Origin of the sequence: Mesorhizobium amorphae (genome assembly GCF_014843845.1) — a bacterium.
GTDB lineage: Bacteria > Pseudomonadota > Alphaproteobacteria > Rhizobiales > Rhizobiaceae > Mesorhizobium > Mesorhizobium amorphae_A.
In genome coordinates this window covers 22536-35511 of the sequence record NZ_JHQS01000128.1, presented here as the reverse complement: position 1 = coordinate 35511, position 12976 = coordinate 22536, and the positions used below count along the sequence as shown (strand labels likewise).

Annotated in this window: 14 protein-coding genes; 7 read left to right on the top strand and 7 right to left on the bottom strand. The window is 63.9% G+C overall.

Features of this window, described 5'->3' with window-relative positions; genetic code table 11:
• Positions 1–81: 81 nt before the first annotated feature.
• Complete coding sequence (locus DH08_RS33295; RefSeq protein ID WP_192183447.1) at positions 82–348, bottom strand: DUF1488 family protein; 267 nt, start codon at positions 346–348, stop codon at positions 82–84.
• Positions 345–599 carry a hypothetical protein gene (locus DH08_RS33290; protein ID WP_192183446.1) on the bottom strand — a complete coding sequence of 85 codons (255 nt, stop codon included), beginning with the start codon at positions 597–599 and terminating at the stop codon, positions 345–347. The genes DH08_RS33295 and DH08_RS33290 overlap by 4 nt, the downstream gene beginning before the upstream one ends.
• A 317-nt stretch (positions 600–916) precedes the next feature.
• On the opposite strand from DH08_RS33290, the gene DH08_RS33285 reads away from it, so the two are divergent.
• Complete coding sequence (locus DH08_RS33285; protein WP_006199711.1) at positions 917–1306, top strand: hypothetical protein; 390 nt, start codon at positions 917–919, stop codon at positions 1304–1306.
• A 102-nt stretch (positions 1307–1408) separates the two neighbouring features.
• On the top strand, positions 1409–1573 hold the full coding sequence (locus DH08_RS33280; protein WP_192183445.1) for a hypothetical protein: 165 nt from the start codon (positions 1409–1411) through the stop codon (positions 1571–1573).
• A 16-nt stretch (positions 1574–1589) separates the two neighbouring features.
• Here DH08_RS33280 and DH08_RS33275 read toward each other — a convergent pair whose 3' ends face one another.
• Together DH08_RS33275 and DH08_RS33270 are read right to left on the bottom strand one after the other, a co-directional pair.
• Positions 1590–3143 carry a trimethylamine methyltransferase family protein gene (locus DH08_RS33275; protein WP_192183444.1) on the bottom strand — a complete coding sequence of 518 codons (1554 nt, stop codon included), beginning with the start codon at positions 3141–3143 and terminating at the stop codon, positions 1590–1592.
• Between the two features lie 12 nt (positions 3144–3155).
• Complete coding sequence (locus DH08_RS33270; protein WP_192183443.1) at positions 3156–5570, bottom strand: FAD-dependent oxidoreductase; 2415 nt, start codon at positions 5568–5570, stop codon at positions 3156–3158.
• Positions 5571–5683: 113 nt separating this feature from the next.
• Between DH08_RS33270 and DH08_RS33265 the strand changes: the two genes are divergently transcribed.
• Together DH08_RS33265 and DH08_RS33260 are read left to right on the top strand one after the other, a co-directional pair.
• Positions 5684–6322, top strand: a complete 639-nt coding sequence (locus tag DH08_RS33265; RefSeq protein ID WP_192183442.1) for a TetR/AcrR family transcriptional regulator — start codon at positions 5684–5686, stop codon at positions 6320–6322.
• 158 nt (positions 6323–6480) lie between these two features.
• Positions 6481–8640, top strand: coding sequence for a transglycosylase domain-containing protein (locus tag DH08_RS33260; RefSeq protein WP_192183441.1), 2160 nt, complete (start codon positions 6481–6483; stop codon positions 8638–8640).
• Between the two features lie 58 nt (positions 8641–8698).
• Here the strand turns inward: DH08_RS33260 and DH08_RS33255 are convergent, their stop codons facing one another.
• Positions 8699–9403 carry a DUF930 domain-containing protein gene (locus DH08_RS33255; RefSeq protein WP_428339722.1) on the bottom strand — a complete coding sequence of 235 codons (705 nt, stop codon included), beginning with the start codon at positions 9401–9403 and terminating at the stop codon, positions 8699–8701.
• Positions 9300–9662, bottom strand: coding sequence for a hypothetical protein (locus DH08_RS37560; RefSeq protein WP_428339720.1), 363 nt, complete (start codon positions 9660–9662; stop codon positions 9300–9302). The genes DH08_RS33255 and DH08_RS37560 overlap by 104 nt, the downstream gene beginning before the upstream one ends.
• Positions 9663–10030: 368 nt before the next feature.
• Between DH08_RS37560 and DH08_RS33250 the strand changes: the two genes are divergently transcribed.
• The 3 genes from DH08_RS33250 to DH08_RS33240 all read left to right on the top strand — a co-directional run bounded on the left by DH08_RS33250 (position 10031) and on the right by DH08_RS33240 (position 12612).
• Positions 10031–10615, top strand: coding sequence for a DUF1214 domain-containing protein (locus DH08_RS33250; RefSeq protein ID WP_192183440.1), 585 nt, complete (start codon positions 10031–10033; stop codon positions 10613–10615).
• On the top strand, positions 10608–11156 hold the full coding sequence (locus DH08_RS33245) for a DUF1254 domain-containing protein (RefSeq protein WP_006199703.1): 549 nt from the start codon (positions 10608–10610) through the stop codon (positions 11154–11156). Before DH08_RS33250 ends, DH08_RS33245 begins: the two co-directional genes overlap by 8 nt.
• Positions 11157–11550: 394 nt before the next feature.
• The gene (locus tag DH08_RS33240) at positions 11551–12612 is read left to right on the top strand and encodes a hypothetical protein (RefSeq protein WP_192183439.1); all 1062 of its coding nucleotides are present in this window, start codon (positions 11551–11553) and stop codon (positions 12610–12612) included.
• A 15-nt stretch (positions 12613–12627) separates the two neighbouring features.
• On the opposite strand, the gene DH08_RS33235 is transcribed toward DH08_RS33240, so the two are convergent.
• Positions 12628–12975, bottom strand: coding sequence for a DUF1491 family protein (locus tag DH08_RS33235; protein WP_192183438.1), 348 nt, complete (start codon positions 12973–12975; stop codon positions 12628–12630).
• Position 12976 lies beyond the last annotated feature (1 nt).

Genomic DNA, 12976 nt, shown 5'->3' with positions numbered 1-12976 from the left:
AAGATGTCGAGCGGCGGGCGCATAGATCGCAAGGTGTGATCCTGCTGCCAACTCAGCCGGCTGACTGCGAACAAGATTCAGTTAGCGAAAATCAGCCGCTGTCAGCACATACATGCTCTTGCGGGTGCGGTCGTAGGCCGTCCTGGCGACGTCGTATATGGCGCTGCTGGCCGTATCGAAGGCGGCGAGATAGCCGGCCTCATCGGCTGCGGTTTCGGGTCGCATCTTCGACATGGCATCCGCTGCGACCGAGAAGGAAATCTGGAACATGCCGTCATGGCCGACAAATCGGATGCGCCGACCCGCCGCGTCATAGCTGCGGCTGCGATTGGGGAATGTGAGGCTCATGACTTGACCTCCGTTGCGGCGACCTTCTTGGCCACCCGCTTCTTCTTCGGCGTCGGGTTCAGGGCCTCCGCCACGCGATCGGCCTCTTCCTTGGCCAGCCGCAATTCGCGCAGCCTTGCCGTCTTGATGATCCGGGCCTTGGCCTCGGACATATATTCGGCGGTCGCCTTGTTTCGTTCCGCTGTCTTTTTCTGCTTGTCGACAAAGCGGGCTTCAGCTTTTTCCATGATACTTTGATTGCCATCGGCCATCGACAAAATCTCCGTTGCGCTTGAAATCGTGAAAACGAACTTGTTCGATATAAATAGGCATTCGGCCGACAAAATTCAAACTTGGAAATATTTGAGATATTGCGAACATCGGAAAACGATCTGGCAAAATAATACGTTTCAATATTTCCACGCATCGCACGAATAATTCTTGGCACTCCTATCTATCGAGTGCCAATGCGCCTATGCAGGAGCAGCGACCGCCCATGCCGGCTCCAGAAAGAAATTCCATGAAATTCCGGTCGCTCCGCGACCGGCCGGGCGACCTATCTCAACCCAATCAGGAAGGAACTTGTTCCTTGTCCACACAAAGCAGCAAGCCATCTCTCGCGCGTCGCTGGGAAGACTACCAGCCGGCCAAGTCCACGCTTTTCTGGGCATGCGCGGTAACCCTCGTCGCCACGCTGATCATCGGTTTCAACTGGGGTGGATGGGTGACAGGCGGCACCTCGCGCTCACTGTCGGCAACGGCCGGCGATGTGGCGCGCGGCAAACTGGCCTCGGCCATCTGTGTCGATCGCTTCAACGCAGCGCCCGATGCGGCCGCCAAGCTTGTCGAGTTCAAGGCCCTGACCGACAGCTACAAGAAGCGGCAGTTCATTGAGACGGGCGGCTGGGCGACCATGCCCGGAGAAGCATCGCCCGACAGGCTGGGCGCCACGAGCTGTGCGGTTGCTCTCGCGGCATGAACTCTTCGACCTCTTCGAGACAAACGAACTCTGCATGAGAGCCTGAAAGACAGCCGCCGGGGGATCTTCCCCGGCGCGACCCAACGGCAAGGAGAACGACAAATGATTACGTTCGTACCGAAGCCAAATTCTGTACCGGCAACCGAACCAGCCGAGGAAAGCCGCTTCGACCGCATTCGCCGGCTTGCCGCGGACAAGCATCGGAAGGCCGACGCCGGCACGATACGCCGCGACCCCCAAAGGGCCGGCGACAAACGCCCGATGTAGCGGGCGCGTGCCCTGGTCAGGAGACGGGTGCCGCGCCGCCCTGTTCGGTGCGGCGTGCGATGAACTCATCGAGGATGTCTGACGTAGCAACGGCGGATGTCGGTGGCTGGAAGTCGGCGACCAGCCGCTTCCAGACACCCGTTGCTCGTTCGGTCGCGCTCTTCGAGCCGGCCTGCGTCCAGTTGCCGAAATTCGACCAGTCCGCCACCAGCGGCTCGTAGAAGGCGGTGCGGTAGCGCGCCATTGTGTGGCCGGCCGCGAAGAAATGCCCGCCCGGCTGCACTTCGGCTATGGCTTCGAAGCCAATCGCATCCTCGTCGCCAGGTGTTGATGCGCAGAGTTCCGCGACCGTCTGCAGCGCCTCGATGTCGGTAATCAGCTTCTCGAAGGAAACGCTCAAGCCCCCTTCGAGCCAGCCGGCGGCGTGGATGCAGACGGTGGCGCCTGCCAGCACCGAGCCCCACAGTGCGAACTGCGTCTCGTGGGCTGCCTGCGCATCAGAAATGTTGGCGGCGCTGCCACCGCCCGAACGCCAGGGCAGGCCGGTGAAGCGCGCCAGCTGGCCAGCCCCCAGCGTCGCCTTGACGTGCTCCGGCGTGCCGAAGGCCGGCGCGCCCGACTTCATGTCGACATTGGAGGAGAAGGAACCGTAGACGACCGGCGCGCCCGGCCGCACGATCTGGGCAAGGGTCAAGCCCGCCAGCGCCTCGGCATGCTGCAGCGTCAGCGCGCCGGCCACCGTGATCGGCGCCATGGCGCCCGCCAGGCAGAACGGCGTGATGATCGACACCTGGCCGGCGCGGGCGAAGTCAATGATGCCCTGCGCCATTGGAATGTCGAGCTGGCGCGGCGAGTTGGTGTTGATGACGGTGTAGCAATGAGCGCCGGCAAGGAACGCATCTTCGGAGAGGCCGCGCGCCAGCCTGATCATCGCAAAGCTGTCCTCGACCTGCGGCGTGCCGCGCGCGAAGACGAAGGGCACCTTGTCCGACAGCGTCAGCTGGGCGCGGTTGACGGCATAGTGGCGGAAGCGGTTGTCGACGTCCTGCGGCTCGATGCACGGGCAAAGCATATGCAGCACGTCGAAATGCTGGATCAGCTTGGTCAACTCCTCAAAAGCCGCAAGCGTTCCCGGCCGCCGGCCGCGTTCGAGATCAGTGACGTTGGGTGCGCCGGCGCCGGCGAGGAAGGTCATCGAGCCTAGTTCGAGCATCAGGTCGCGGCTACGGTCGCCCGCCAGTGCCCGGATGGATTTTGGCGCCGAGGCAAGTGCTGCCGCCACGATGTCGCGGCCAATGCGCACCATCTGGCTGTCCTCGTCGACAAGCGCGCCGGCGCGGGCAAAACGCTCACGCGCCTCGGGCAGCAGCACCTTGATGCCGAGTTCCTCCAGCACACGCAGTGCCGTATCGTGGATCGCCGCCACCTGGTCGTCCGAAAAGATCGGCTGCGGCAGAAAGGGATTTTTCAGCGAGCGGTAGTCCGGGCGGCGGCTCGACTCGCTGCCGGCCTCGCCGGTGCGGCCGCGCCGGCGCTCGCGCCTGGTGTCGCGTGCTGCGTCATCAACCATGGCAGTTCCTCCTCATTGCCGCATCGCCTTGCCCTCGGGGTCGTAGGGCGAGGCCGGAATGACGCGCGCCGGCCGCTCGACGCCGACGATATGCACCGACAAGGCGGTGCCTTCCCGAGCAAAATCGCGATCAACAAGCGCCAGCGCCAGGCTCTTGCCGACCGTGTAGCCATAACCTCCCGAGGTGACGAAGCCAACGCGTCGGCCCTGATGCCAGACCGGTTCGAAGCCGCTGGCGTCGGCGTCGACAGCATCGACCTCCAGCATCGCCAGGCATTGCCTAGCGCCGCCGCCATCGCGCTCCGTCAGCGCCGCATCGCGGCCGATGAAATTGCCCTTGCCGAAGGCGATGAATCGGTCGAGCCCGGTCTGGGCAGGCGTGTAGGCTTGCGTGAACTCGCGCGACCAGATGCCGAAGCTCTTTTCCAGCCTGAGCGCGTTCAGCGCATAGAAGCCGACTTCCGCTAGGCCGAGATCCTCGCCGGCGGCAAGCAACGTTTCGCGCAATGTGGCATGCATGGTGGCCGGACAATTGATCTCGAAGCCGACCTCACCGGCGATCGACAGCCGCGCAACACGTGCTTGCGCCATGCCGATGTCGAACGCGCCGCAGGCCATGAACGGCAGGGCGTTCGCCGAGGCATCCTGATGCGTGGTGCGCGCCACGATTTCCCGGGCATGCGGCCCGGTGACGAGGAAGCCTGATGTCGTGTCGGAAATGTCGGCGACAGAGATGCCGTCGGCCCCATGCGCCTCGAACCAGCGCATGTGGAATTCCCTGAGATAGTAGGAGCCCATGATCCAGTACTCACCACCGCCCCAGTTAAAGATTGTGAGATCGCCCTTCAGCCTTCCGTCATGGCCGAGCATCGGCGCCAGCCTCGCCTGCCCCGGCTTCGGCAGCCTGCAGGCCAGCAGCTGGTCGAGCCAGGCCTCCGCACCCGGCCCGGAAACCGCATAGCGCGAGAAGGCGGAGGTGTCGACGAGGCCGGCGGCGCGGCGTACCTGCAGCGCCTCGTCGCCGACGATGTCGAAGGCGTTGGAGCGCTTCAGCGTGGTGTTTTCGCGAAACCCCATCGGCGCGAAATAGGCGGGTATTTCCAGGCCCCAGGACGACGTCCACTCGCATCCGGCAGCGCTCATGCCGTCATAGGCGCCGGGGCGTTTCAGCGGTCGGCCGGCCGGCAGGCGCTCGTTGGGGAAGGTCATGACGAAGCGGCGGGCATAGAACTGCCGTGTCGTCTGTTTCAGATATTCGCGGTTGGCGGCAAAGGCGCCGTAGCGGGCGATATCCATGCCGAAGATGTCGGCCTCAGGCTCGCCATGGATCATCCATTCGGCCAGCGATTTGCCGACGCCGCCGCCCTGGCTGAAGCCGGCCATGACACCGCAGGCGACCCAGTAGTTGCGCAAGCCGCGCACCGGCCCGACGATCGGGTTGCCGTCGGGCGTGAAGGTAAAGGCGCCGTTGACCCATTTGCGGATGCCGGCGGTGGCGAGGCAGGGAAAGCGCTCATAGGCTTTGGCGAGTTCCGGGCTGATGCGGTCGATGTCTTCCGGGATCAGCTCGATGCCGTAATCCCAGGGCGCGCCGTCCATGTTCCAATGCTTCGGGTTCTGCTCGTAGACGCCGAGCAGCACGCCCTTGCGCTCCTGGCGGAGATAGGCAAAGCCGTCGAGATCGACGGCGAGGCCGAGTTCCTTGTCGAGGGCGGCGACCTCGGGAATGTCCTCGGTGATGAAATAGTGATGCTCCATTGGCGTCACCGGCAGCTCGACGCCGGCCACGCGGCCAAGCTGCTTTGCCCAGAGACCGCCGGCGTTGACGACATGCTCGGCGACGATCATGCCCTGTTCGGTGAAGACGTCCCAGCCGCCGTCGGCGCGCTGCTTGAGGTCGAGCACCCGGTTGCGCAGGATGATTTCGGCGCCGCGCTTCTTCGCTGCTCCAGCATAGGCATGGGTGGTGCCGTAGGGGTCGAGATGGCCCTCGTTGGAATCGTAGAGGCCGCCCAGCACATCGCTAACGTCGACGATCGGGCAGATCGCCTTGATTTCTTCCGGGCTCACCAGCCGCGCCGTTTCGATGCCCACCGACTGGAACACCGCCCAGGCCGATTTCAGCCATTCCCAGCGGACGGGGTCGCTGGCCATGTTGACGCCGCCGGTCATGTGCAGGCCGGCATTCTGGCCGGACTCGGCCTCGATCTCGCGATAGAGTTTTATCGTGTAGTCCTGCAACGCCGCGACGTTCGGGTCGGCGTTCAGCGCATGGAAACCGGCAGCCGCATGCCAGGTCGAACCAGCGGTCAGTTCGGCGCGCTCGATCAGCGCCACATCGGTCCAGCCGAAGCGCGCCAGATGGTAGAGCACCGAGGCGCCGACCACCCCACCCCCGATGACGACTGCGCGATAGTGCGACTTCACGAGCCTCTCCCTCTCGTTGGAAGCTCTCACCATACAGGCACTGTACATATGTGTCTAGACACTTGTGTACAGATCGCTTGCACGCCGCTGTGCGCCATGGCACTTGTGCGGTCATGATCATGATTGCACCCCAGGACGAGCCGGCGACCGGCAACATCAAGGTGACGCGCTGGGACTGGATCAATCTGGCGCTGCAGACGCTGATTTCGGACGGCATCGAGAGCGTCCGCGTGCTGCCGCTCGGCCAGAAGCTCGGCGTCTCGCGCTCGAGCTTCTACTGGTATTTCCAGAGCCGCCAGGACCTGCTCGACCAGTTGCTCGCACATTGGCACGACACCAACACCAAGGCGATCGTCGAACGCGCCCGGCGCCCGGCCGAAAGCATCATCATGGGCGTCATGAACGTCTTCGAATGCTGGGCCGACGAACGCCTGTTCGATCCCCGGCTGGACTTTGCCATCCGCGAATGGGCGCGCCGCTCCGACGATGTGCGGCGCATGATCGACCAGGCCGACGACGAGCGCCTCGTCGCCATCCGCGACATGTACCGCCGGCACGGCTACGACGAGGAAGACGCCTTCATCCGCGCCCGCGTCCTCTACTACATGCAGATCGGCTATTACGTGCTCGACCTCAAGGAGCCGGTCGAGGCCCGGGTCAGCCATCTCGCCGCCTATCTGCGCAGCTTCACCGGCCAGGAGCCGAGCGAGGCCGACGTGGCGCATTTCATGCGCTTCATTGCGGCGCGCTGACATCGGCCGAGCACTATCCGCCTCGAAGCCTTCTCTACCCAGTCAACAAACCGCGAGGTGTGGCTTCGCTGCCCTTGTGAGCAGTGCTAAAATGGACGAATAGTCTTCTCGGGGGCGCCGTCCTGAAATCAGGTCACGGCGTGGGGCGGAATTCTGGAATGACCAGTCCTTTGATGCCACGCAAGAGAAGAGGTCCGATCGCCGCGGCGCTGCTGGCGGTGGATGCGTGGCTCGATTCCTCGCTCTACGAGATCGGCTTCAAGGCACGCCAGTTCTGGGAAGCAGCGACCATCTTTTCCCGGCGTTTCCGTGTCAAAGGCTGGCGGCGCGGCATCGTCGAAGTGCTGAGCGAAGGGTTTACGCTGGGCGCCGGCGGCATCGTGGTGCTCTTTGCGCTGGCCTTGCCGGCCTTCCAGATCACCACCGGCGACTGGCGCAGCCAGGGCGACTTCGCCGTCACTTTCCTCGACCGTTACGGCAACGAGATCGGCCAGCGCGGCATCATCCAGCGCGATTCCGTGCCGGTCGACGAGATGCCCGACCATGTCATCAAGGCGGTGCTGGCGACCGAAGACCGGCGTTTCTTCGACCATTACGGCATCGACGTGCTTGGCCTGTCGCGCGCGATCTTCGAGAATGTGCGCGCCAATTCCGTCGTTCAGGGCGGTTCCAGCATCACCCAGCAGCTGGCCAAGAACCTGTTCCTCTCGAATGAGCGCACCTTGCAGCGCAAGATCAAGGAAGCCTTCCTGTCGCTGTGGCTGGAGGCCAATCTGTCGAAAAAGGAGATCCTGCAGCTCTATCTCGACCGCGCCTATATGGGTGGCGGCACGTTCGGCATCGAGGCGGCGGCGGACTTCTATTTCGGCAAGAGCGTCAAGGACCTCAACCTCGCCGAGGCGGCGATGCTGGCCGGCCTGTTCAAGGCGCCGACCAAATACGCACCGCATATCAACCTGCCCGCCGCTCGCGCGCGGGCCAATGTGGTGCTGTCGAACCTTGTCGATTCCGGGTTCATGACCGAAGGCCAGGTGCTGCAGGCGAGGCTGCATCCGGCCGACGTCGTCGATCGCGGCGAACAGAAGAGCCCGGACTATTTCCTCGACTGGGCCTTCGACGAGGTCAAGAAGATCGCTGCCAAGTCCGGCCAGCACTCGCTCGTCGCCCACACCACGTTCGACGCCAACATCCAGAAGGCGGCCGAAGAGTCCGTCGAATTCCACCTGCGCCAGTTCGGCAAGGAATACAACGTCACCGAAGGGGCGGTGGTGGTCATCGAAACCAATGGCGCGGTCAGGGCGATCGTCGGTGGCCGCGACTATGGCGCCAGCCAGTTCAACCGCGCCACCAAGGCGCTGCGCCAGACTGGCTCCTCCTTCAAGCCCTATGTCTATGCCACCGCCATGGAGCATGGTTTCACGCCGGATTCCGTCGTTTCCGGCGGCGCGATCAGCTGGGGCGGCTGGTCGCCGCACAATTACAATGGCGGCTCGGCCGGCAACGTGACGCTGATCACGGCGATCGCCAAATCGATCAACACCGTGCCGGTGCGACTGGCCAAGGACTATCTCGGCATCGGCCCCATCAAGGCGATGGCCGAAGCGATGGGCGTGGAGTCGCCGCTCGAAGGGCACAAGACCATGGTGCTCGGCACGTCGGGCATGACCGTCATGGACCAGGCGACCGGCTACAGCGTGTTCGCGCAGAACGGCTTCGTCGGCTCGCGGCACGGGATCACGCAGCTCGTCACCCGTACTGGCGAGGTGGTCTACGACTGGGCCAAGGACGCGCCGCCGCCGCACCGCGTGCTGTCGGAACAGGCGCTGAAATACATGAACACCATGCTGGCGGCAGTGCCGGTGATCGGCACGGCACGGCGCGCCCTGCTTCCGAATATCGTCGTCGCCGGCAAGACCGGTACGACGCAATCCTACCGCGATGCCTGGTTTGTCGGTTTCACCGGCAATTACACGGCCGCTGTCTGGCTCGGCAATGACGACTTCACCCCGACCAAGAACATGACCGGCGGCACGCTGCCGGCGATGGTGTGGCAGCGGCTGATGGTCTACGCGCACCAGAACATCGACTTGAAGCCGATCCCCGGCCTCGATCATCCCTTCGTCGATCCGGAAGTCGCGGCGAAGGCCGAGGAGGCTGCAAAGAAGAACGCCGAGCAGGCGGAGGCCGAAGCCGCCGCCGAGCGCCCGCCGGTGCTGTCCAGCCGCACCACGCAGACGCTGCGGGAGATGACCAAGATGTTCCAGGCAGCGCCCGTGCTCGAGCCGCCCAAGGCGCCGGAGACGCTGTCGGCGCTATAGGTTTTGATCCCACGCACGTCTTTGTCTCGAAACCGGTTCCCACTTCGGGAGACATGCTTTAGTGGAGACTAGGCAATCTGAGACGGCCCCATTCGCCGGGTGGGATCTCATCGCCGACACGGAAGTTGAACGACAAGACCCTTGTCGCATCGGCGTCGACCTCGCACCGGAAGCGTAAACGGTACCATGTGGTTGTCGTGCTGAAGGCGGCCTCCGGAGGGTTAAGAACATTGCCCGCCTTCAGCGGAATGGATGGCAGCCATTTGGGAGAATAAGAGGCGTCCCGCAATTCCTGGTTCAAAACGCTGCCGCAAGGGTTGGCGACCCGCTGATCGCGAGGCACGCCGGTCATCGAGCTTGCGGCCAACGCATCGCCGGTGGCGCCCTGCGAGTACAGCTTTCGAACACCCGGAAGGCCCGAATAGATCGGCGATCCGGCAGCGGCGTTGGTGGAGCCTGGCGTCCCGGCGCTGTTGCTTCGGGGCTTCGATACCTTTGCAGGCCTGAACTTCATGGCATTTGCGGGTTTGGGCTTCGGTTTTTCGGCCGCAGCCGGAAACTCGACTTTATCGCCGCTCTCAGCACCCAACGGCGTCGGAGCCGCGGCTGTTTGCTTGTCGGCGGTCTGCGCTCCTGCCTTCTGTTTGTCTGCCTGCTTTTTATTGGTGGCCTCGGTTGCCTGCTTCTCCTCGCTTTGCGTGGGCTTGGCGTAGCACCGCGATCGGCGGTGGCTTCGGCGGCTGCTTTTCGGGCGGTTTTTCAACTTTCTGCTCGGGCGGTTTTTCAGGCTTCGGTTCCGGCGGCTTTTCGGCCTTGGGTTCCTTTGGCTGCGGCGGGGGCTTCGGTTTCGGCTGCTCGGGCGGAGGCACAAGCGCGACATTGACCGGCTGTTCCTGATCCGGCTGTTGGGCAGGCCTCGGCAGGCTGTAGACCAGCAATGCTGCGATGAGCGCATGCAGGATCAGCGATGCGGGCAAGGCCCACACCAAATTCCAACGCCGCTCTTCAGTCTCGCCCTTCATCCCCTATCGATGTGGAACGAAATGGCGGCGGCTTCAAGCACAGGCATCGGACCGGCGCGAACTAGCAGCCTGACAAGTCAGTGATTGGATGGCCACGTGCAGCGCCGCAGGAGGCATCGAAGATCAGAGGGCGCAGTGCCGGAGAGCTCGTCCATGACAAGCCGGTCGTCAACACGGGGAATGCCACTCTCCTTGTTCGGTAAAAACGACTTGAAGGCAGTATGCCATTTACATGAGCGGGAAGCGCAAGAAGCCACCATTTGCAGGCCGGCATCAGCTGAATATCGCCACGCCTTTAGAGCAAGCCGGCTTGCCACGAGGCCCCGCGCCGCGATATCCCGAGCAACCTCCTCTGTTTCCGGCCCTTCATGCTCAAGAATGCATTCCTCACGCTGCTTTCGCTTGCCATCGCCATCGGCGGCGGCGGTGGCAGCGTCTGGTATGCGCTGAAGGCACAGGACGGCGTCGGCGCGATCAGGATCGGCCAGTGGACCGCCTTCCCCGAGATCGGCACGCAAGCGGCCGACCCCTATTCGAAGGCACGCGTGGCACGCGAGGGCGTGCTGGCGCTCGGCCGGGCCGAGGGGCTCTCCTTCATCGCCGAACGCGATGCCGGCGGCGACCAGCTCAGGCGCGAATGCGCCTACATGATCGAAGGCCGCTTCCCAACCGCCCGTTTCTGGACCCTCTATGCCGCCGACCAGTCGCTCGGTGTGGTCGACACCGACAGGCCGAGGCTTGCGGCACTGCAGTCCTATCAGGTGCTGCGCCAGCCCGACAATTCGGTGATCATCACCGTCGGCAACCGCCCGGCCCCCGGCAATTGGCTTCTGACCGAGGGCTTCGGACGGATGTATTTCGTGCTCACCTTCTACGACACGCCGATCGCCAGCAGCACCGGCCTTTCCGATGTGACGCTGCCCAGGATCGTGAAAGCCGGCTGCAATGCGTAAGTTGCTGCACACCGTCCTGCTCGGTCTGCTCGGTGCCGGCATCGTGCATATCGTCGTCTTGATGCTGGTGCCGGAATTTTCCGAACGCGACGCCTGGTCGCGATTGGCGATGGCCTCGGACCTCTACAAGATGACAAGGCTCGACGCCGAGGCCGGCGGTGCGCCGGTGGTGAAATCCGTCGATCCGCTGTTTTACGCGGCGGCCTGCCGCTTCGACCTTGCCGAGGGCATGGTGCGGATCAAGGCGCCCGGCAACGTGCCGTTCTGGTCGGTCTCGGTCTATGACCGCAGCGGCCACAACCTCTATTCCTTCAACGACCACAGCGCCACCGGCGGCGTGCTCGATACCGTGGTGCTGACGCCGGCTCAGATGATCGATGTGCGCAGGGAACTTCCCGAGGAGCTGCAGGGCGCGATCTTCGTCGAAGCGCCGATCGAGGAAGGCATATTCGTCATCCGCTCCTTCGTGCCCGACGACAGCTGGAAACCTGTCGTCTCACAGTTCCTGGAGCAGAGTTCCTGCGAGCTGCAGGACTACTGATTTCGACCGCGGCGCCCTAATGATGCGGGACCGGCGTCCTCGGCGCACCCGGCTTGTCCGGACCGCTTGGCCTCGCATCGCCGGTTAGCGGCGAAGGTTCGTAGCGGACGCCGGGGAAAATGATCACCGCCGCCGGCGTACCGGTGTTTTGACTTGCTCGATTGGTTGGTGCCGTTCGCGGCACGAAAGACAGTACCATGCCCATGGTTCGCGCATTCCTCTCGGTTGCCCCGGAGCACAACGCAACGCCTCCAAATATGATTAAGGCGGGCAGAGGGTTAACGGAGCGCTAACGGATCGTCGCTAACTTGATCTTTGTTCTTGGTAATCGCGAAACCGACACAGTCCCGGTCGAGCGTGGTCCAAGTCGTGTCGAGTGTCGGGCGTATCCTCCGTGTCATCTTCGGATTTCAGGCAAATCGCTATTCGGGCTGAAGCGGGAAAGGCCGAAAGGTTGTTCCGCGCCGTGGTGTCGGCATTCTGCTCACTCACCCGGCCCTCGCGCCGCGAGGTCGCCCAGCTCGAAGATCTGACGCTGCCGCTGTTCGACGAGGTGTCGGTCGAATCGCGCCGCTATGTCGCGGCGGCACTTTCCGAATGCGAGTATGCGCCTAACGCCCTGGTGCGGCGCCTGGCCGAGGAGCCGGTCGATACCGCCGCTCCCCTGCTGATCCGCTCGCGGGCGCTGAGCGACATCGACCTCATCGCGCTGATCGGACGGCACGGCCTGCCGCATGCGCGCGCTATTGCGCGGCGCAAGGACCTGAACCCGACCATATCGGATCTGATCAAGGCGCTTGAAAAGCCGACGCTGGTCAGGATGCGGCCGCCGCAGACGATCGTGACGGCAATGCCGGCGAAAACCGAGGCAGCGCCGGGCAACGCAGAAGCGGTGTCGGCGAAGGAAGCGGCCGCCGCTGCAGCCGACGCGGAAACGCGGGAGCCCCGCGGCAATGCCGCCGAGAACGCAAGGCGCCGGCTGCGCGCGATGATGCGCCCCGATACGGCCGGCGAGGATGTCAGCGTCAATCCGTTCCTCGGCCAGGCGAGCTACGTCAAGCTGCGCGAGACGGCGCTGACCGGCAATGCCGGCTTCTTCCAGACCGCGCTCGCCGATGCGCTCGACATCTATTTCCAGACGGCGCGGTCGCTGATCGAACAGTCGAGCCATGCCGCGCTGCTTACCGCGCTCAGGGCACTCGACCTCAGCGAGGACCGAGCCTTTCTGATCGCGGTCGCCGTCTTCCCCAGGGAGTTTCCGCATCCGCAGGCAATCCGGCTGTTCCTCGACCGTTACCGGCTGCTGCATCGCGAGGCGGCGCTGGACAGGGTGCGCGGCTGGAAGGCAGAGGCATTGTCGCGGGCGATCCGTGGCAATGGCCCCGAAGTGGTGAATGCCGAGAGCCGCCAGTCGTCGAACGGCGACGATCCGGCCGCCAGCCGCAAGGCATCCTAGAGATCGATCCAAGCCTTAGTCCGTCTTGACCGAAAGCAGTTCCTCGACCGGAACGGCGCCGGCCTCGATCTCGATCACCCAGATATCAGGATCGAATTTCTTCTCCCGCTCCAGCCTGGCGTCGAGCATTGCAGCATCGTCGCCCGAACCGAGCAAGGTGAAGAAGCGGTCGTCGGGCTTCGCCGAATCGTAGCTTGTCTGCGGCGCCGGCCCGAACAAGGCGACCTCCCCCAGCCTGCTCCGCGCAAGCACGAAGATGGCGCCGGCCTCGGCCGCACCGCGCTTGACCACGGCGGCAAAACCGCCAGCGGCAAACACCCGGCGCAACAGGGCCGACACCCACAGATCAGTGGTTACACGCATG